The organism is Salinigranum salinum, assembly GCF_009176545.1.
Classification (GTDB): Archaea; Halobacteriota; Halobacteria; order Halobacteriales; family Haloferacaceae; genus Salinigranum; species Salinigranum salinum.
In genome coordinates this window covers 1859636-1879306 of sequence record NZ_VTOJ01000001.1, presented here as the reverse complement: position 1 = coordinate 1879306, position 19671 = coordinate 1859636, and the positions used below count along the sequence as shown (strand labels likewise).

Annotated in this window: 17 protein-coding genes; 9 read left to right on the top strand and 8 right to left on the bottom strand. The window is 68.6% G+C overall.

Annotated elements, in window-relative coordinates; all coding sequences use genetic code 11:
* The first annotated feature begins 17 nt into the window (after window positions 1-17).
* The 3 genes from FZP69_RS08945 to FZP69_RS08935 all read left to right on the top strand — a co-directional run bounded on the left by FZP69_RS08945 (window position 18) and on the right by FZP69_RS08935 (window position 4415).
* Entirely contained in the window at window positions 18-1403 is a 1386-nt protein-coding gene (locus FZP69_RS08945; protein ID WP_152040973.1) for a sulfatase, read from the top strand.
* A 143-nt stretch (window positions 1404-1546) separates the two neighbouring features.
* The gene (locus FZP69_RS08940; protein WP_152040972.1) at window positions 1547-2962 is read left to right on the top strand and encodes a lipopolysaccharide biosynthesis protein; all 1416 of its coding nucleotides are present in this window, start codon (window positions 1547-1549) and stop codon (window positions 2960-2962) included.
* A gap of 100 nt (window positions 2963-3062) precedes the next feature.
* Window positions 3063-4415, top strand: coding sequence for a sulfatase (locus FZP69_RS08935; protein WP_152040971.1), 1353 nt, complete (start codon window positions 3063-3065; stop codon window positions 4413-4415).
* A 21-nt stretch (window positions 4416-4436) separates the two neighbouring features.
* Here the strand turns inward: FZP69_RS08935 and FZP69_RS08930 are convergent, their stop codons facing one another.
* Window positions 4437-5585 (bottom strand): glycosyltransferase family 4 protein, encoded by a 1149-nt coding sequence (locus FZP69_RS08930; protein ID WP_152040970.1) that lies wholly within the window; start codon window positions 5583-5585, stop codon window positions 4437-4439.
* A gap of 126 nt (window positions 5586-5711) precedes the next feature.
* Window positions 5712-6653, bottom strand: a complete 942-nt coding sequence (gene aglG, locus FZP69_RS08925; RefSeq protein ID WP_152040969.1) for a glucosyl-dolichyl phosphate glucuronosyltransferase — start codon at window positions 6651-6653, stop codon at window positions 5712-5714.
* A gap of 258 nt (window positions 6654-6911) precedes the next feature.
* On the opposite strand from aglG, the gene aglM reads away from it, so the two are divergent.
* The 3 genes from aglM (at window position 6912) to FZP69_RS08910 (ending at window position 12683) form a co-directional block, all read left to right on the top strand.
* Window positions 6912-8216, top strand: a complete 1305-nt coding sequence (gene aglM / locus FZP69_RS08920; RefSeq protein WP_152040968.1) for a UDP-glucose 6-dehydrogenase AglM — start codon at window positions 6912-6914, stop codon at window positions 8214-8216.
* Between the two features lie 248 nt (window positions 8217-8464).
* Window positions 8465-11701 carry an oligosaccharyl transferase, archaeosortase A system-associated gene (locus FZP69_RS08915; protein ID WP_152040967.1) on the top strand — a complete coding sequence of 1079 codons (3237 nt, stop codon included), beginning with the start codon at window positions 8465-8467 and terminating at the stop codon, window positions 11699-11701.
* On the top strand, window positions 11691-12683 hold the full coding sequence (locus FZP69_RS08910) for a DUF368 domain-containing protein (protein ID WP_394350146.1): 993 nt from the start codon (window positions 11691-11693) through the stop codon (window positions 12681-12683). Before FZP69_RS08915 ends, FZP69_RS08910 begins: the two co-directional genes overlap by 11 nt.
* A gap of 99 nt (window positions 12684-12782) precedes the next feature.
* Here the strand turns inward: FZP69_RS08910 and FZP69_RS08905 are convergent, their stop codons facing one another.
* Together FZP69_RS08905 and FZP69_RS08900 are read right to left on the bottom strand one after the other, a co-directional pair.
* Window positions 12783-12938 (bottom strand): rubrerythrin-like domain-containing protein, encoded by a 156-nt coding sequence (locus FZP69_RS08905; RefSeq protein WP_152040966.1) that lies wholly within the window; start codon window positions 12936-12938, stop codon window positions 12783-12785.
* Between the two features lie 218 nt (window positions 12939-13156).
* Complete coding sequence (locus tag FZP69_RS08900; protein ID WP_152040965.1) at window positions 13157-13717, bottom strand: class I SAM-dependent methyltransferase; 561 nt, start codon at window positions 13715-13717, stop codon at window positions 13157-13159.
* 54 nt (window positions 13718-13771) lie between these two features.
* Between FZP69_RS08900 and FZP69_RS08895 the strand changes: the two genes are divergently transcribed.
* Genes FZP69_RS08895 through cutA form a run of 3 tightly spaced genes read left to right on the top strand, consistent with a single transcriptional unit; the run spans window position 13772 to window position 14886 of the window.
* Window positions 13772-14350 (top strand): GNAT family N-acetyltransferase, encoded by a 579-nt coding sequence (locus FZP69_RS08895; RefSeq protein WP_192918513.1) that lies wholly within the window; start codon window positions 13772-13774, stop codon window positions 14348-14350.
* A gap of 36 nt (window positions 14351-14386) precedes the next feature.
* Window positions 14387-14569, top strand: a complete 183-nt coding sequence (locus FZP69_RS08890; protein ID WP_152040963.1) for an HEWD family protein — start codon at window positions 14387-14389, stop codon at window positions 14567-14569.
* 2 nt (window positions 14570-14571) lie between these two features.
* The gene (gene cutA / locus FZP69_RS08885) at window positions 14572-14886 is read left to right on the top strand and encodes a divalent-cation tolerance protein CutA (RefSeq protein ID WP_152040962.1); all 315 of its coding nucleotides are present in this window, start codon (window positions 14572-14574) and stop codon (window positions 14884-14886) included.
* Window positions 14887-14892: 6 nt separating this feature from the next.
* Here the strand turns inward: cutA and FZP69_RS08880 are convergent, their stop codons facing one another.
* From FZP69_RS08880 to glpK, 4 genes are all read right to left on the bottom strand, one after another.
* The gene (locus FZP69_RS08880; protein ID WP_152040961.1) at window positions 14893-15570 is read right to left on the bottom strand and encodes an HAD hydrolase family protein; all 678 of its coding nucleotides are present in this window, start codon (window positions 15568-15570) and stop codon (window positions 14893-14895) included.
* Between the two features lie 82 nt (window positions 15571-15652).
* A complete protein-coding gene (locus FZP69_RS08875; protein ID WP_152040960.1) occupies window positions 15653-16843 on the bottom strand; it encodes a Cdc6/Cdc18 family protein in 1191 nt (396 codons plus the stop codon).
* A 151-nt stretch (window positions 16844-16994) separates the two neighbouring features.
* Window positions 16995-18071: a hypothetical protein gene (locus FZP69_RS08870; RefSeq protein ID WP_152040959.1), complete on the bottom strand. Its 1077-nt coding sequence runs from the start codon at window positions 18069-18071 to the stop codon at window positions 16995-16997.
* Entirely contained in the window at window positions 18072-19613 is a 1542-nt protein-coding gene (gene glpK, locus FZP69_RS08865) for a glycerol kinase GlpK (protein WP_152040958.1), read from the bottom strand.
* Window positions 19614-19671: the final 58 nt, after the last annotated feature.

The window sequence follows — 19671 nt, the reverse complement described above, 5'->3', positions numbered from 1 at the left end:
CGGGACTATCACGCCCGATGAGCGGCCCCAACGTCGTCTGGCTGACGCTCGACAGCGTCCGTGCCGATCACACGTCGATGGCCGGCTACCGACGCGATACGACGCCGAACCTCCAGCGCATTGCCACGAACCCGGAGGGAACGAACTTTCCGGACTGTATCGCGTCCAGCAACGGGACGCCGGTATCTTCTGCGTCCATCCTCACCGGAACCCAACCCTCTCGACACCAGGTGAAGATCTCTACCGAGTTCCTCCCGGCCGAACTCGACACCGTCCCGGAACTGTTCGGTGAACGTGGCTATCGGACTGCGTGCCTCTCGCGAAACGCCTACCTTGGCCCGGGTCTCGGACTGGACCGGGGGTTCGACCGCTTCGAGCTCATCGTGAGTTCGAGCCTCTACAGGGCGGTCCCGCCGTCGACGCTCGTCAAGTGGCTGGTAAACATCCGCAAGCACTCCGCGGGGTTCACCACGGACGACTCGAAACACGCAACCCCGTACCTGATGAACGACGTGCTGAAACGATGGATCCGCGAGTTCGAGCGCGACGAGGACCCATTCTTCCTCTACGCCCACTACAACGAACCCCACCGCCCGTTCTATCCGCCGCTCCCCTACCACGACACGTACACCGACGAGATCGAGATGTCGCCACGCGAAGCCGCCGAGACGGCGATGCGGATCCACCGCGAGAACGACGCCATCGTCGCCAACGGCTGTACCCTGTCGGAGGCGGAGTGGGATGCCCTCCATGCCATGTACGACGCCGAGATCAGCTACACCGACGAGATGGTCGGTCGACTCTACGACTTCGTCCAGTCACGCGACCTCGGCGAGACCGTGTTCGTGGTGACCGCCGACCACGGCGAACACTTCGGCGAGCGCGGCGAACTGGCCCACGTTCTCGGCCTCGACGACGCCGTGACGAACGTTCCGCTCGTCGTCGATGGACTTCCGGAGGCGAGTTCGGACGGCGTCGTCCAGCACATCGACGTGATGAAGACGCTCGTCGCGATGGCCGGTGGGCGGACCGAACAGTTCCAAGGCGTCGACCTCCGACACGAGGCGCGCGAGTACGCGATCAGTCAACGCGGCCCGACGGACTTCCAGCGGTTCCTCACGCACAACGAGGAGTTCGACACCTCGCGGTTCCCCGCGTCGTTGACGTCGGCGTTCAGAGACAGGGAGTTCCGCTACCTCACGGCCGACGACCGGGCCGAACTGTATCGCCTCCCCGACGAGGAGACCGACGTCTCCGGGCAGTACCCAGCCGTCGCGGAACGGTTCGAGTCGATCGCGACCGAGTGGCTCGAGACCGAGGGAACGCCGATCGGGAGCGCGGCGGACGATCGGATGACAGAGGAGATGCGCAGACAGCTCAGAGACCTCGGATACGTCGAGTGACCCACCCTCACGCGTGCCCAGCCACCGACTGGAGACGACACCGACAGTGATCCACCGAACGGAACGAACACGGCCGAGAACGGGACGTCGTGACGCGTCGGTGCGGTTCCCACATCGGTCTCGTCGGGAGGGATTCGAACCGAATGCGACTCGGTAGAACCGCGGTCGTCCACTTCGTCTCGCGAGTCGGGGCCTCACTCGCCGGCTTCGTCGCGACGTTCGTCATTGCCCGGGAACTGGGTCCCGAGCCGCTCGGTGTCTACACGATCGGTGTCGGCCTGCTGTACGTGACCAGCATTCCACTGAACGCGGTGACGACTGCGGTCAGCAAACGGATGAGCGAGGGGAGCGAGCAGGGGACGTACCTCTCGGCCGGCGCGCTCATGATCGGCGCGATCACGGTCGTCGTCGCGGCCGTAATCCTCGGACTGCGCGGGGTCGTCGAGTCGTACGTCGGGGCGGACGTCGCACTGCTACTCGCCGCGCTCGTCGCTGGGCAGGCGCTGTACGCGACGGTTCAGGCCGTGCTCACCGGGGAGCGACGCGTCGAGGTCACGGGGGTCTCCGAGGTGGTCGAACGCGTCGTCCGGACCGCCCTCCAGATCGGATTCATCGTCGCGGGGTACAGCGTCGCGGGGCTGTTCCTCGGCTACGTGGGGTCGCTGTTCGTCGCCGCCGCCCTGACCGTGGTGGTCGTCCGAACCCGGCCGCGGCGTCCGACGAGAGCCCAGTTCGCGAGTCTCTGGCGGTTCGCGAAGCACTCGTGGTTCGGGCCGCTCAAAGCGCGGTCGTTCGGCTGGATGGACACGATCGTCCTCGCCCTCTTCGTCGCACCCGGCTTGATCGGGGTGTACGAGGTCGCGTGGACGCTCTCGAACGTCGTCGCGCTCCTCGGTGGGTCGATCAGGCGAGTGCTGTTCCCGGAGATGAGCAACCTCAGCACCGGTGACGACTTCGAGCGCATCCGGCACTTCCTCGACGAGGCGTTCGTCTACACCGGCGTCCTGGCCATCCCCGGCCTCTTCGGCGCGGTCGCCATCGGCGATCGTGTGCTCGCCATCTACCGACCCACGTTCTCGCAGGGCGCGACCGTCCTCGGCCTCCTCATCGTCGCGCAGATCGCCTCGATGTTCGGCGATCAGCTCCTGTCGGCGATCGACGCCGTCGACCGCCCCGACGTGACCTTCCGGATCAACGGGCTCTTCGTCGTCCTCAACCTCGTCCTGAACGTCGTACTCGTGTGGACGATCGGGTGGGTCGGTGCGGCGATCGCGACGGTGCTCTCGACGACGATCGTTCTCATCGCGAGCTTCGTCGCAGTCGACCGGATCGTGGGTCGGCCCCCGATCCCGGTCCGGGAACTGGGCCGTGAGGTCGTCGCCGCCCTCGTGATGGCGGCCGCCGTCGCCGCCATCGAGCCGTCGGTGCCGACGGGTCACTACCTCACCGTCGCTCTCGTCCTGCTCGGTGCCAGCGTATACGGTCTCGTGCTGTTGTCGCTGTCGGCACGGATCAGACAGAAGGTCCGGTACGTGCTGCCGGACACGTGGGCAGCGTGACGGCGGCACGAACGCGTCAGAGGCCATCGTACACCCACGGCCATCTCGACACGGCACGAATCCCAACAGAGATTTGTACGCTCACAGGCGATGAACCAGCATGAACGACGTCCTCTACGTCACTATCGACTCTCTGCGGGCGGACCACGTCGGCTACCACGGCTACGAACGCGACACGACACCGCATCTCGACGACCTCGCCGCCGAGGGGAGCACGTTCTCGAACGCGTTCGCCCACGCCGGCGGGACCAAGATGGCGTTCCCGTCGCTCATGACCTCGGTGACCCCGCTCTCGTACGGCGGCTACCGGGGCGGCCTCTCGGACGAACAGACCACTCTCGCCGAAGTGTTCCAGCGTGGCGGATACCGAACCGCTGGCTTCCACTCGAATCTCTATCTCAGCGAACAGTTCGGCTACGGACGCGGGTTCGACCGGTTCTTCGACTCCCAGACCGACGCGTCGACGGTCAGCAAAGCCCGACAGTACGCCAAGACCCATCTCCAGGGGACCCCCGTCTATCCGCTCCTCGAGAGAGCGTACAACTTCGCGGAGTCCTCCGGCGGCGTCAACGTCGGATCGTACCACGTCCCGGGCGACGAGATCACCGACATGGCGATCGACTACATCGAATCGGCAGACACCGACCACCCACAGTTCCTCTGGGTCCACTACATGGACGTCCACCACCCGTTCCTCCCGCCCGCGGAGTTCCAGCGGCAGTTCCGCGACGACGTCGTGAGCAACCAGGAGTCGATCAGGCTCCGCCGGAAGCTCCTCGAGGAGCCAGAGAACGTCACCGAGGAGGAGCTCCAGCTCCAGCTCGACCTGTACGACGCCGAGATCCGGCACACCGACTACCAGGTCCGACGACTCCTCGACGCCGCCGAGGACCACTGGGGCGGCGTGACGACGTTCCTCACCGCGGACCACGGCGAACACTTCCTCGAACACGGCTACTTCAGCGGGGCACAGCTGTACGACGTGAAGATGCACGTCCCTCTACTCGTCCACGGCTGGGAGTACAGCGGCTCTCACGACGAGACCGTGGGTATCACCGACCTGCCGCCGACGATGGCGGAGTACGCGGGGCTGCCGGTCCCCGAGAGCTATCAGGGTCACAGTCTCCTCTCGCTCGTTCGCGACGGCGTCTGGGACCGCACCTCGATCGTCGGCGGATACGGCAACGGCGTCGACGACGCGAGCTTCGTCTACCGCGACCGGGAGTGGAAGTACATCGAGAACGCCGACGGCACTACGGAGCTATACGACCTCGCCACCGACCCGGGCGAGCAGCGGAACGTCGCGGCGGACCACGAGGATCTCGTGCGCCAGTTCGCCGGGAAGCTGAACGAACACCGCCGTGAGATCGAACGCACGAACGTCGACCTCACCGACGTCGAGATGGAAGAAGAGGTCCGCGAACGGCTCCGGCGGCTCGGCTACGACGAGTAGCGGGAGGATCGAACGAGGCGGTCAGCCCGCAGTGACCGCCGTGAGGATCGAGCGGTAGCGTTCGACGGCGGGCTCGAACGCGTACTCGGCCTCGACGAGTGCCCGGCAGCGGCGGCCGTAGTCGGCCAGGTCGTCCCCGTCGAGCGCGTCGGCGACGTCGGACGCGATCCGGTCGGGGTCGCGCGACCGCATCAGGAAGCCGGTCTCACCCTCGCGAACCACGTCGGGTACCCCCGATACGGGCGTCGCGTACGTCGGCGTCCCGCACGCCATCGCCTCCAAGATCGTCGTCGGCAGCCCCTCCGTCGGCTGCGAGGGCATCACGAGCAACCGGAGGCGGTTCAACTCGGCGGGGACGTCGTCGTGGTCGACCCACCCTGCGAGTTCGACGCGTCCCTCGCGGATCTCGTCGGCCAGTTCGGTCTCGAGCCACTCGTACAGCGCGCCGTCGCCGACGAACCGGAACGTCACGTCGTCGGGTAACCGCGCTGCCACCGCGGCGAGTGTCCGGATCCCCTTCTCCTCGTCGAGCCTGCCGAGGAAGCCGACCACGCGCTCGCGCTCTTCGAACGGCACCGCGACGGAGAACCGCTCCGTGTCGACGTAGCGCGCGCCGTTCGGGTAGACGTCGGGGTCGTCGGGGTCGAGTCCTAGCTGGCGGGCCATGTTCGGCGTGTACGTGACGACGCCGTCGGCGACGGCGAAACAGGCCCGCTCCAGTCCACGGACGCCCCCCGCGAGGACGCGTGCGACGACGGCCGGGACGCGCTCCTCCCAGTGTAGCCGGAGCGTCAGCGGCACGTCGCCGCGGGGTTCGATCAGCACCGTCTTCCCGAGGAGGCGGGCGAAGGCCACGGGCAGGAGGTACGACGTCGCGCCGAAGAAGAGCACGACGCGTTCGTCGCGGTCGGCGAGGACGCGACACATCCGGAGCTGGTTCAGGAGGAACCGGACGGCAGCGACGAGGATGCCTGCCCCCGCGCCCTTCTGGGTCAGTTCCACCACCTCGTGGTCGTCGCGGATAGTCGACCCCGCTGGGAGGTCGGCGGTCACCAGACAGACCGGCGCGATCGCGGCGACGATGTTCAGCAACGTGCGGGTCGCGTTCTCGCCCGCCCCCGCGAGCGGGTGTGTGACGACACAGACGCCGTCGACGGTGTCCGTACCCATGCTGTTGGCTCGTTCACCAGCCCCGGATTTGAGACTGTCCGTTCGGCGGCGGGCTGTTCCGGGGCGTCGGTCTCGCCGTCGCTCCGTCGTTCGACCGGCCCCTCATCGGGAACCACCGTCCAGCGCTCAGCGGAGGCGGTCGAGCGTCGCGTACAGGTAGCCGACACCCACGGTGGCCGTGAGGGCGCCCAGCGTGACGAACTGGAGCGCCTCGGCCCGTCGGGGTCGACGGACGAGTCCCCGCAGTCGTTCGGGACCGAACTCGAACGCGAGTCGCCGCAGGAACGCGCTCTCCTCGTCAACGTCCCCGCCGGGGTCTTCCCCGTCGTCGGGCAGGACGTCGGCCATCACCCGCTTGGAGTAGCCCTGCCAGAACGCCCGCTCGAACAGCCACCGCGGGTCGGTCCGGTAGTCGAACACCTTGTGTTCGACGACGGCGTCGGGGTCGTACCAGACACCCTGGCCGAACTGTCGGCGGACCCGCGCGGCGAACTCCGTCTCCTCACCCTGGAGGTTCTTCTCGCCCGCACGACCCAGGTCGGGCTCGAACACGCCGACCTCTTCGAACACCTCCCGTCGAAAGGAGATGTTCGAGCCGAAGGTGTTCCGCACCTCGCACGCCTCTGTCGGGAAGCCGCGGTGGGTGACGCCGACGAGCCAGTAGAACTCCGCGGGGAGGAAGGCGGGCTCGCCGGCGACCCAGCGAGGGGCCATCCGCCCGCCGGCGGCGACGGCGTCGTGGTCGCGGTAACAGGCGACGAGGCGTTCGACCCAGTCGGGGTGGGCGACGGCGTCGTCGTCCATGAATGCGACGACGTCGCCCGACGCGAGGTCGATCCCGACGTTCCGGCTCGCCGACAGTCCCCGGTTCTCGTCGTTACAGTGGATCCGGACGGCGTCGTGCGTCCCGTACCGCGCTCGCACCCGTTCGGCCAGCGTCTCGTCCCCGTCGACGACGACGACCAGTTCAACGTCGTCGTGCGTCTGTGCCAGGACACTGTTGGCGGCGTCGACGAAGTGGTCGAACGCCTCCGGCGAGTACGTGCAGACGACGACTGAGACCTTCACTGCCTGGAAGATGTCGACGTGGGCGGATATGTCTTCTCGTCACGCCTCGTGCGTCGTCGTCTCGCCCTGCCTCCGATCGCTCCTGGGATCCGATCGCTCTCGCCCGTCGGATCGTACGTGGCGGGGACCGTCCGTGGCCGTCCGTCACGGCGACCGCCGCCACTCGCGGCCCGCGCCGAGGTGCCACGTCCACGGACAGTGTGGTTCGGTAGCGCGCCACAACTCACCTTTTTGCCACCACTGACCGTCGGTAGCAGTATGCGAATAAGCGTCATCGGGAGCGGCTACGTCGGGACGACACTCGCGGCCTGTTTCGCCGATCTGGGACACGAGGTCGTGAACGTCGACATCGACGAGGAGGTCGTGGCGACGATCAACCGTGGAGAGCCGCCGATCCACGAGGAGGGGCTTCCGGAGCGCGTCGCGCGACACGTCACGGAGACGGGCCGACTGCGCGCGACGACCGACTACGACGACGTGCTGGAGACCGAGGCGACGTTCGTCGCGCTACCGACGCCGTCGCGTGACGACGGGAGCATCGACCTCTCGATCATGGAGGCCGGGACCGAACAGCTGGGCGAGACGCTCTCCACGAAGGAGGGATGGCACACGGTCGTCGTCAAGAGCACGGTCGTGCCCGGAACGACACAGGACCTGATCGCGCCCACCGTCGCCGCGGCGAGCGGCAAGGCGCTCGGCGAGGAGATCGGCGTCGGGATGAACCCCGAATTCCTCCGCGAGGGGACCGCAGTCGCGGACTTCCTGGAGCCGGACAAGGTCGTCCTCGGAGCCGACGACGACCGGACGCTCGCGGACCTCCGCACGGTCTACGAGCCGCTCACCGAACGGGTCGACACGGCGGTCGTCGAGACCGGGACGCGGGAAGCGGAGATGATGAAGTACGCGAACAACGCCTTCCTCGCGGCGAAGGTGTCGCTCATCAACGACCTCGGGAACATCTGCAAGGAACTCGGCGTCGACACGTACGAGGTCGCCGACGCGATGGGGCTCGACGATCGCATCACGCGCGCGTTCCTCGACTCGGGGCTGGGGTGGGGCGGGTCGTGCTTCCCGAAGGACGTCGCGGCCATCGTCGCCGCCGCCCGAGACGAGGGGTACGAACCACCCATGCTGAACGCCGCCGTCGAGGTGAACGACCTGATGCCCGCGCGGCTGCTGTCGCTCCTCGACGACCACGTCGACGTCGACGGCAAGCAGGTGGCGCTGCTCGGGCTGGCGTTCAAGCCGGGGACCGACGACGTCCGGAACACGCGGTCGGCCGCGCTCGTCCGCGGTCTCACGGACAGGGGTGCCGACGTGGTCGCCCACGACCCGGCGGCGGTCGAGCGAATGCGCGCCTCGTTCCCGGAGCTCGACTTCGCGGTGGCCGACAGCCCCGCCGAGGCGCTCGACGGTGCCCACGCCTGCATCGTCGCGACCGCCTGGCCCGACTACTCGGCGCTCGACGACGAGTTCGACGCGATGGCTCACCCGCTCGTGCTCGACGGCCGCCACTGTCTCGAACCGCGCGACGGCATCGTCTACGAGGGCCTCACCTGGTGACCGACCGCCTCTCCGGGAGCTCCCCCGGTCCGTCCGTCGACGGACGAGCCCGGTCGACGCGCAGGTGGAGGAGAGCGCCACGCTCCTGCAGAGAGCGCGTCACGGCCCTGTAGGGAGAGCGCCATGCTCCAGACGTCCTCGCTGACACGCGGATGACGGCCACGCGGTGAGCGTGTGAACCCGCGTCAGACACCGTATCGCGCCGCGTTTCACAAGGCTTATGCGCGCCATGGCGGTCCACACGAACAATGAGTCAGCGTAGCGAGCGCGCCGAGGACGACGGACAGTCGGTCCTCGACGTCTTCGAAGACTGGTTCCACGTCCCTGCCCTTCTCCTCGTGATGGCGTTCATGGTGGCGGTCCGCCTCCAGGGGATGGACTCGTTCACGCGCGACGGGACGGTTTACTTCTCCGGGAACGACGCATGGTACCACCTGCGCGAGGTGAACTACACGGTCCGACACTGGCCGGCGACGATGCCGTTCGACCCCTGGACGTACTTCCCGTTCGGCACGGCCGTCGGGCAGTTCGGAACGCTGTACGACCAGCTCGTCGCCACGGCCGCGCTCGTCGTCGGACTGGGTTCGCCGAGCGAGTCGCTCGTCTCGACGACGCTGCTCGTCGCGCCGGTGGCGTTCGGCGCGCTCGCCGTGCTCCCGACGTACTACATCGGGAGTCGACTCGGGGGGCGCGTCGGCGGCCTCTTCGGCGTCGTGATCCTCGCGCTGCTCCCCGGTACGTTCCTGCAGCGGACGCTCGTGGGGTTCGCCGATCACAACAGTGCCGAGCCGTTCTTCCAGGCGCTCGCGGTGCTGGCGATCGTGGTCGCGCTCTCGGTCGCAGAAGAGGAGTTGCCGGTCTGGGAACTCGTCGCGGCCCGGGAGACGGACGCACTGCGGCGGCCGGCGCTGTTCGCCGCGCTCGCCGGCGTGGCGCTGGCCGGCTACATGTGGGTGTGGCCGCCGGGCATCCTCCTCGTCGGCGTCTTCGGCGTCTTCGTGCTGCTCGCCATCTCGGGCGCCGTCGCCCGTGGAGAGACCCCCGAACCGGTCGCCTTCGTCGGTGGCGTCATTGGCGGCGTCACCACGCTCCTCATGCTCGTGCCGCTGCAGACGACGGAACTCTCCCCGACGGAGTTCTCGCCCCTCCAGGTCGTCGCCCCGCTGGGCGTCGGCGTCGCGGGCGTCGCCCTCGCCTGGCTCGCCCGCCAGTGGGAGCGGCGCGACGTCGATCCGTCGCTGTACCCCGCCGCCGTCATCGGCGTCGTCGCCGTCGGTGCCGCCGTCGTCGCCGTCGCCCTCCCGTCGGTGTTCGGCCTGATCGAGACCAACCTCCTCCGCATCGTCGGCTTCGGACAGAGCGCGACTGCCCAGACCATCGGCGAGGCACAGCCGTTCCTCGGACAGAGCACCCTCCAGCAGCAGGGCCTCGACGCGACGGGTCGCATCCTCACCGAGTACGGCTTCACCCTCTTTACGGGCGTGGCGGCCGCGGTCTGGCTCCTCGCGAAACCGCTCGTCGACGAGGGCGAGACACGCCACCTGATGTACCTCGGTGGCTCGCTCCTCGTCGTCACGCTCGTCTTCCTCGTCCCGTCGCTGTTCAGTGCCATCGGTGGCGTCGTCGGCCTCGGCTCGCAGACGACGAGCCTCGTCGTCGTGGCGGCGCTCATCGTCGGCGCGACGGTGCTCGTCAACTACGACTCCGACCGCCTGTTCGTCGTGGTGTGGGCCGCGTTCATCACGGCGGCCGCGTTCACCCAGGTCCGGTTCAACTACTACCTCGCCGTGGTCGTCGCCGTGATGAACGCCTACCTCCTGGGTGAGTTGCTCCGGTATCTCGACCTCCGGAGCCTCCCGGAGGCGCTCGACGACATCCAGGGCTACCAGGTCCTCGTCGTGGCCGCCGTCGTCATGCTCGTGCTCGCGCCGGTCCTCGTCGTCCCCCTGAACGTCAGAAACACGGGCAACCCGAACTTCGACGGTAGCTCCACCGCCTGGGAGCGCGCACAGGGCAACGGTCCCGGGAACGTCCTGCAGTGGGACGACAGCCTCCGGTGGATGGCCAGCGAGACCCCCGCGGAGGGGACGCTCGGCGGCGCGTCGAACGACATGGCCTACTACGGCACGTTCGAGCGGACCGAGGACTTCCAGTACCCCGAAGGGAGTTACGGGGTCCAGTCGTGGTGGGACTACGGCCACTGGATCACCGTCCGGGGCGAGCGAATCCCGAACGCGAACCCGTTCCAGGAAGGGGCGACCGAGGCGGCCAACTACCTGCTGGCGCCCTCCGAGGAGCAGGCGGAGTCGGTGCTGGCCCGGCAGAGCGAGGAAGGCGAACGGACCCGGTTCGTGATGGTCGACTGGCAGATGACCTCCCCGAACTCGAAGTTCGGCGCGCCGGTGGTGTTCTACACCGAGTCGAACGTCTCCAGCGACGACTTCACCGGGCGGGTGTTCACGCAGAACTTCCGGTCGAACGTCGTCGTGCAGGACCAGCGGTACTACGAGAGTCAGATGATCCGACTGTACCACTACCACGGCAGCGCCGTCGACCCCCGGCCGGTCGTGGTCGACTGGGAGAACCGACAGGCACAGACCCAGTCGGGTGAGACCGTCAGCGTGCGGACGTTCCCGAGCAACCAGTCGGACGTGGTCCGGGAGTTCCGGAACATGAGCCAGGCCCGGGCGTTCGTCGAACGGGACGGGAGCGCACAGGTCGGCGGCGTCGGCGCACTCCCCTCCGAACGGGTGTCGGCGCTGGAGCATTACCGCCTCGTGCGCGTGAGCAACCGGTCGGCGTTCAGCGCGGCGAGCTACCAGCGGGAGTTCCTCCGCACACAGCAGCTGACCGGGTTCCCGGCGACGCGGATGTTCGTCACGAACCCCTCGTGGCTGAAGACGTTCGAGCGCGTGCCGGGTGCCCGGCTCGAGGGGAGCGGCGCACCGCCGAACACCGAAGTGACGGCGGAGGTCGAGATGCGCGCGCCGACGGGCAACTTCACGTTCACCTACCGACAGTACGCCCAGACCGACGAGAACGGCGAGTTCAGCATGGTGCTGCCGTATTCGACGACCGGCTACGGTGAGTACGGGCCCGAGAACGGCTACACCAACGTGAGCGTCCGTGCGACCGGGCCGTACACGGTCTCGACACCGGGCGAACTCGTCGAAGTGGACGGCAACGCCTCGGTCGAGCAGTACCGTGCCACCGTCGACGTGAGCGAGGGGCGGGTCAACGGCGACCGCGAAGGTCCGGTCGAGGTGACGCTCGAACGGAACGTGACGGCGCTGACCTTCAGCGACGTCGAGGGCGAGGTCGACCCCGATGCGGCCTCGTCGACCGCGGAGTCGACTGGGACGCCGACCGACGGGAGCGGTGACGACGACGGCACGTCAACCGCCCACCCGTCGGATCCCACGATCGGCCTCGCACCGGCGTCGACGACCGACCCAGTCGTTCACTCACCCGCCCGTGTCCGCTGAACCGACCCGGCGTGAGGCGGCCCTCGGCTGGCTCGTCATCTACGCGAAGGGCGTCTGTATGGGCATCGCCGACGCCGTCCCCGGCGTCTCCGGCGGGACCATCGCCCTCATCACCGGCGTCTACGAGCGACTCATCGGTGCGATCACGGCCGTCTCGCCCGGCCGTCTCCGCGACCTCCTGAGCGCGGTCGTCCCCGGCGAGGACCGCGACACGGCGTGGCGCGCCGTCGCGGAGATGGATCTGGTGTTCCTCGTCGTACTGGGAACGGGCGTCGTGACGGCCGTCGTCACCGTGACGCGTCTCGTCGACACGGCGCTCGAGACGATCCCCGTGCTCACGTTCGGCTTCTTCTTCGGGCTCATCGGCGCCTCGGCCGTGGTGCTGTGGAGCGACGTCCACCTCGACACGCGCGGGCGAATCGCGGCCGCAGTCACGGGGTTCGTCGTCGCGTTCGTCGTCTCGGGCCAGGCCGCCGCGACGTTCGGCCACCGCCCCCTGGTGACGTTCTTCGCCGGGATGATCGCCGTCAGTGCGCTCGTGCTCCCCGGCATCTCGGGGTCGCTCATCCTCATCCTCATCGGCCAGTACGAGTTCATGATCGGGACCCTCCGCGAGGCCGTCGACGGCGTCCTCGCCGCCGCCCTCGGCGGGACCGTCCCGGGGCTCGGTCCCTCGCTCGTGACCGTTGGGACGTTCGTCACCGGGGCGTTCGTCGGGCTGTTCACCACCTCGCACGTCGTCCGGTGGGCGCTCAGCCGCCGCCGCGAGGCGACGCTGGCCTTCCTCGTCAGCCTCATCGTCGGCGCGCTGCGCGCCCCGGTGGCCGACGTCGGCCGTCGCCTCGCCGAGGCGAACCGGAGCTGGACGCCGGAGCTCGCCGGGACGTTCCTCGCCGCCGCGGTCGTCGGCGGTGCGGTCGTGCTCCTCGTCGAGCGGAGCACGTCGCTCGGACTCGACGCCGAGGAGTCCGAGACCACGTGACGATCCGGACGGGACGAACGTGACGGAGCGACGGGGACCCGTCTCTCCGGATGCAGACGAGACCGCGAGAAGACTGACGCGTGCGTCGCGGTCGCCGCGCTACTCGCGGGCGACGGCGATGTTCCGGACGTCGCCGCCGCAGTCGGGGCAGGTCTCCAGTCGGCGCTCGCTCGTCGCGCGCGCCCCACAGGACCGACACTCGTAGTAGTCGCGCGTGCTCCTGTGCGGGTCGATCGAGGCGTTGTGTACTACCATGGTAGCCGATCACCCACGTCCCCGATTAACGGTTTTCCTCTTACGTCATTTAACAATATAATGTGTATAGTCTCGAACCGAAATCGAGTTAAAGAAGACGATCGTTTATTTTTACAGGGTTATCGTGGCCATTTATGTACATTCCCCGTCCAGTTCGGGAGTCGATGGACGAACCGCCAGCTCGGGTCGCCCGGGGGCGTCCACCACGGCGGTACGGATCAGGCGTCGCGGCGGGCGACGGAGACGAACGTCTCGCGGCGGGAGACGGCGTGTGTCGTGGCGAAGCCGGCGTCGGCGAACGCCGAGACGGCGTGGCCGAGGTCGTACCGCTCGTCGGTCGGCGGGCCGTCGACCCCGTCGCCCCGGGCGGACCAGTCGACGGTCACGACGCGCCCGCCGGGCCGGACCACGCGCGCGAGCTCCGCCAGCGACTCGTCCGTGGCGAACTCGTGGTAGGTCATCGTCGAGAACGCGGCGTCGAGCGCGTCGTCGGCGAACGGGAGGTCGGCGACCTCGGCGGTCACGAGGTCGACGTTCGGCGGGAGACCCTTTTCGCGGTAGAGTCCGTGCATCTCGGTCTGGACGTCGACGGCGTACAGCGTCGCCACGTGTGGCGCCACCTCGTCGGTGTAAAATCCCGTCCCGCTCCCGAGGTCGGCGACCACGTCCGTCGGCGCGGGGGAGAGCAGCGAGAGCAGTTCCTCGCGCGAACAGAACCGGTACCGGCTGGGGTCGTCGAGCGCGTCCGCGCGGTCGACGTCGAACGTGTGAAATCCCATGGTCGAGCGAGGAGCAGCGGAACCCTAATACCTGCGGCCCGCGGCGGACCAGGTGTGTTCAGCGTCCGCGACGCGGTCGTCGCCGACGTGCCCGCGATCCGCGCCGTCGCGCGTCCCGCCTGGCACGCCGCGTACGACGACCCGCTCGGCCCCGCGACCGTCGACACTCTCGTCGACGACTGGTACGAACCGACCGCGCTCCGGGACGCGGTGCGCGACCACGAGCCGTTCGTCGTCGCCGAGCGACCGGGCAGCGTCGTCGGGTTCGCACAGGGTGGGCGCGCGTGTGAGGACGAAGAGGCGACGCTCTCGCGACTGTACGTCCACCCCGACGAGTGGGGCGAGGGCGTGGGGACGGCGCTCCTGGGCGCGGTCGCCAGGCGCCTCCCTGTGGCGACGACGCTCCGTGCGGTGGTGCTGGCCGCGAACGGGGTCGGACACGCGTTCTACGACCGCCACGGCTTCGCTCACCGCGGTCGCCGACAGACCACGCTGGACGGCCACGCCTTCGAGGTCGTCGTTCGGGCGGCACCGCTGATCCCGCTCCGCGAGCACGCGCCGGCCGTCGATACGGCCGTCTCCGCCCGAGACGGCGAGCCGTCCACGGCCGACCGTGACCGGACGCCGAACTGAGACAGGGTTAAACCCCTGGCGGGCGCCCGTCGACGTATGACCGAGGGCGAGCTACGACGGCCGACCGACCGCACGTGCGAGCGGTGTGGCCGTCAGGAGAACTGGGACGCGACCGTCGAGAGCTGGCGCATCGTCGTCAACGACGGCGAACGGGTCGCCGGCAACGTCTACTGCGTCCACGAGTGGGACATCAACGGCCAGTTCGCACCGTTCGGGTGACGATGCCGACCGTCTACGTCACCGCGCCACCAGAGGCGGCCGAGGAGGTCGCGCGGACGCTCGTCGCCGAGCGGCTCGCCGCCTGCGTCAACCGCGTCGCCTGTGGGTCGACGTACCGCTGGGAGGGCGAGGTAGTCGAAGACGACGAGGTGATCCTCCTGGCGAAGACGACCGACGACCGGTACGACGACCTCGTCGCCCGCGTCGTCGACCTTCACCCGTACGAGGTTCCCTGCGTCGAGCGGTTCGACGCGACGGACGTGCTCGCGCCGTTCGCGGACTGGATCGACGACGAGACGACGCCGTCCCCCGACTGACCGGCTTCAGTCCCCGAGCGTGGTGAGCGTCTCGAGCGCTGCCAGCGTCCCGTCCATGTAGCTCTCGTCGAGCACGACGGCGGCGGCCTCCCGGGCGACCGCGTCGGCGTTCGCCACTGCGAACGACCGGCCCGCGACCGCGAACGTCGACGCGTCGTTCTCGCTGTCGCCGACGGCGACGAACTGCGTAGGCGAAAGACCGAGTTCGTCGGCGACGAGTTCGAGCCCGTCGCCCTTCTCGACGCCGGGCGTCTTCACGTGGTAGGCGTACCCCGTGTCGACGACCTCCATCTCGAACTCGGCGGCCACCTCCCGGAGGAGGCGCTCGTCGGCGGTGGTCCGGGTGATCAGCTCCGTCTCGCGCCAGCGGTTCGCGAGGTCGGCGGCACCCCATCCGGTGTCACCGCCGCGGGCCTCGAACGCCTCGATCACCCGTTCGGCCCGGCCGCGGTCCCCGGCGAACCGGACGGTGTCGTCGACGCAGACCACGCCGCCGTTCTCGGCGACGACGATCTCGGGGACGCCGAGGAAGTGACAGAGCGCGACCGGGTAGGGGAACGCCTTCCCGGTGGCAAAGACGACGGGGGCGTCCCACGCGGGGAGGACGTCGAAGACGCGCGGATCGACGGCACCGGCGGGCGTCGTGAGCGTCCCGTCGATGTCGAGCGCGAGCGGTGGTACCATGCGCGTCGGTCGACCGTCGGGCGACAAAGAGCCGTCGGTCGTCCGGCGAGACTGGCGTCCTCGACCCGGGGGCGAGCCGGGTTCAGTCTCCGCCGGAGAGGTCGACGAGCCGCCGGAACACGCGGGTCGGGAACTGCGGTTCGAGCCGACTCGGCGGTCGACCGAGTCCGCTGTCGCCTTCCGTCTCGACCCGTTTGACGATGCCCGCCTCCGCGAGTTCGTAGAGGACTCGTTTGACCGTCGTCGCCGAGAGACCGACCCGCGGATCGGCGGTGAGCGCGTCCGTCGCGGCGGTGACCGAGGACACCGCGGCGGCGTCGAGGTCGAGGAGCCGGAGGAGGATTCGCTGTCGGTTCTCCGGCAGCGCGAGCACACGTCCGAGCGACACGGACTGCCAGGGGACGGCCTCCATGCCGGGTTCGAGATCCGCCGTCGTGAGCCGATCCGCACCGCGTTCGAGGGCGTGGTCGGCAGCGCCGAAGACGGCCGCGAGGGCGTCGTGAGCGTCGCCGTCGGCCCACGAGGCCACCTCGCGGATATCCGGATGTGACAGTGCCCCCCGTGCGAGACCGAGCGACGCCCGTTGCGTGAGCAGGTCGACGAGCGCGTGTGGCTCGTACCGGGGGACTTCGACCGTCTCGTCGACGTCGACGGCGATCGTCTCGCCGGGCGAGTCCGACGCCGACGGTGGCGGGTCGCGGCCGATGGCGACGTACGCGACCGACGACATGTCGAGCAACTCCGCGACCTGCGCCGTGGAGAACGTGTCGAACTCGTTGAGGTGGTCGACGGCGACGACCGCCTGTGTCGAGCCGGTGAGTTCGTCGTGCAGTCGATCGCGGAGGTCGGCCGTGCCGATGCCCCCCTCGGGGACCGACTCCTCGACGATGCTGTCGAGGATGTCGTGGTACAGCGCGAACTCGCTGGTGGCGTACCGTGCGTCCACGTAGACGAAGACCGTCGTCGGTGGTGCGACGGCCCGTGTCGTCGTCAGGATCGTCGAACGGCGGCGGCTGTTCTGTTCGGACAGCAGCCCGAACAGTGCGCTGACGACCGCCGACTTCCCGGCACCCTTCGGTCCCCAGACGTACGCGTCGCCCGGGAGCTGGCCGTCGAACGTCGGGTCGAGGACGTCGAGCAGCCGTTCGAGGACGGGCCCTCGCCCGTTGGGCTCGGCCAGGTGCGTGACGGGGCTCAGCACGTCGAAGTCGCGGACGAGTGCGCGTTCGCTCTCGCCGCGGCGACGTCGTTCGATTCGTTCGTCGAGGTCCATGCCGATTCTGGAGCGGGGAGTCACGTGACGGATCTGCTGTGCGTCACTGCGTCGATCGTGCGACGACACGTCTGCGGGAGCGCCACCGAACGGGTGGTCTGATGGTGATACGGGGAGCACCGGGACCGCCCCGGCCGCCGTCTGGACCCGACTACGGGATCGGGACCCAGACGGCCGTGCTGAAGACGCCAACGATGGTGAGCACGGCGATGAAGAACGTGTTCACCACGATGGCCGCAGCGGGCGGGTCGAAGTGCGTGTCGGCGTGCGCGTAGAAGATGCGCTGGACGACTTCGCCCGTGAGCGCACCACTGATGCCGAAGATGCCGGCGGCCACCATCGCGATCCCGGTGACCTCCGGGGTGTTACCCGTGACGGCCAGCGCGGCCGTCGACGCGGGCAGCGTCATGTGGTGGGTGACCGGGATCTTCTCGACGCCGAGGTTGAGGAACGTCAGCGACGCGGCGCTGATACCGAACGCCAGGAACGGGCTCCCGGTCGTCAGTGCCGTGACGCCGCCGATGAGGCCCGCGGTGAGGCCGATCATCGCGACGTTGCCCCACTCGTACTGGTGGGGCAGCCACGGCTCGGTAGCGAGGCGCTGTTTGGCCGTGCCACCGTCCGTGGCCGGTTCGCCGCCGTCGGTCATCGCCGCGGCGTCGCTGGACGCCGGGCGCATCTCTTCGCGCTCGAACGGTCCCATGTCGAAGAGGCCACCGCCGCGGACGTCACCGATCAGGTCGTAGCCGAACACGAGCCGGTGTGCGACCGCCGAGAGGACGACTGCGATCGCGATCGGGTCCCACGGCGCCGCGAGGTTCGCGGAGATCGTCGTCACGATGTAGCCGAAGATCCCGAACAGCCCACCGACGGCGAGGACGTCGGGCTGCGTCCCGAGCGCCGCGGGGATGTTCTTCGCCTCGTGGTAGTCGAAGCCGAAGTCCATGTACCCTTTCTTCGCCGCGTACGCTGCGGCGGCCGCACCGCCGGCGAAGGAGATGTGTGGGCCGAACACCGTACCGAAGGCGATCGAACCGGTGATCGAACCGGAGAGGTCACCGCTGGCGAACGCCGCGGCTTCCCCGGCGATGACCATGAAGCCGGTGAAACAGAACGCTGGCAGCGCGCCGAGCGCCGCACCGAACGCGCCACCTGCAAACGCCGCGAGCAGCAGCCCCGGGCTCGCGATGGCGTCGATGATCGCCGATGCCTGCAGGAGGAAGCTCATCTACTCGTCACCACCGTCGCGGGCCCAGTCTTCGGCGCGGGCGACCGCCTCGTTCCAGCGCTCGTAGTTCGACTCGTAATCCGCGTCGGCGTCGGGTTCGAACTCGCGGTCGACCTGCCAGTTGTCCCGCAGTTCGTCGATCGTGTCCCAGTAGCCGACGGCGAGTCCCGCCGCGTACGCCGATCCCAGCGCGGTCGTCTCGTCGACCACCGGCCGGACGATGTCGGTGTCGATGATGTCCGCCTGCAGCTGGCAGAGGAAGTTGTTCTTCACGGCCCCGCCGTCGACCCGCAGCGCGCCCATGTCGATGCCGGAGTCGGCTTCCATCGCCTCGGCGACGTCGCGCGTCTGGTAGGCGATCGACTCGAGCGTCGCTCGCACCACGTGTTCGCGGCGCGTCCCACGGGTCATCCCGACGATGGTCCCGCGGGCGCGGCCGTCCCAGTGCGGGGCACCGAGCCCGGTGAACGCGGGGACGAGGTAGACGTCGTCGCTGGAGTCGACCGACCGCGCCAGCTCTTCGGTCTCGGCCGCGTTCTCGATGAGCGTCATGTCCTCGAGCCACTCGATCGCCGCCCCCGTGATGAAGATCGCACCCTCGAGGGCGTACTGGACGGGTTCGCCCGAGCGCTGGAAACCGATCGTCGTCAGCAGGCCGTGTTCGGAGGCGACGGCCTCCTCGCCGGTGTTCATCAGCATGAACGACCCCGTGCCGTAGGTGTTCTTCGCGTCGCCCTCGTCGAAACAGGTCTGACCGAACAGTGCGGCCTGCTGGTCGCCGAGTGCGCCCGCGACCGGGATGTCGGCGTCGAGGAACCCGACGTCCGCCGTCGTGCCGTAGAACTCGTCGTCCGACGACGGGCGGACCTCGGGGAGCATCGAGGCGGGGACGTTGAACTCCTCGAGGAGTTCGTGGTCCCACTCGTTGTCGTGGATGTTGTACAGCATCGTCCGCGACGCGTTGGTGACGTCGGTGATGTGGTTGCCCGTGAGCTTGTAGATGAGCCACGAGTCGATGGTCCCCATCATAAGTTCGCCGTCCTCGGCGCGGTCACGGACGTCCTGGGGACGCGACCGCGAGAGCTTGATCGGATCGGCGTTGTCGAGGATCCACTCGACCTTCGTCGCCGAGAAGTACGCGTCACACTCCAGCCCGGTCTTGCCGCGGATCCACTCGACCTTGTCCTCGGCCTGAATCTCTTCGACCCGGTCCGTCGTGCGGCGGTCCTGCCAGACGAGCGCGTTGTGGATCGGCTTACCGGTCTCGGCGTCCCACACCACGGTCGTCTCGCGCTGGTTCGTGATGCCGATGGCCTCGAGCTGCTCGGCGTCGAGGCCTGCCTCGTCGAGCGCCGTATTGATGACGTGCTTCGTGTTCCGCCAGATCTCGGTCGCGTCGTGTTCCACCCAGCCGGGCTCCGGGTAGATCTGTTCGTGCTTCTCGTAGGAGTTCGCGACCACTTCACCCGCGTGGTCGAACACCATGAAGCGCGTTCCTGTCGTTCCCTGGTCGATCGCACCGACGTATGTGTCCTGACTCATTTTTGTAGCACCTTGTGTGCCAGCCCATGCCGGACGTTTTCTTTACCGACGGTCCGGC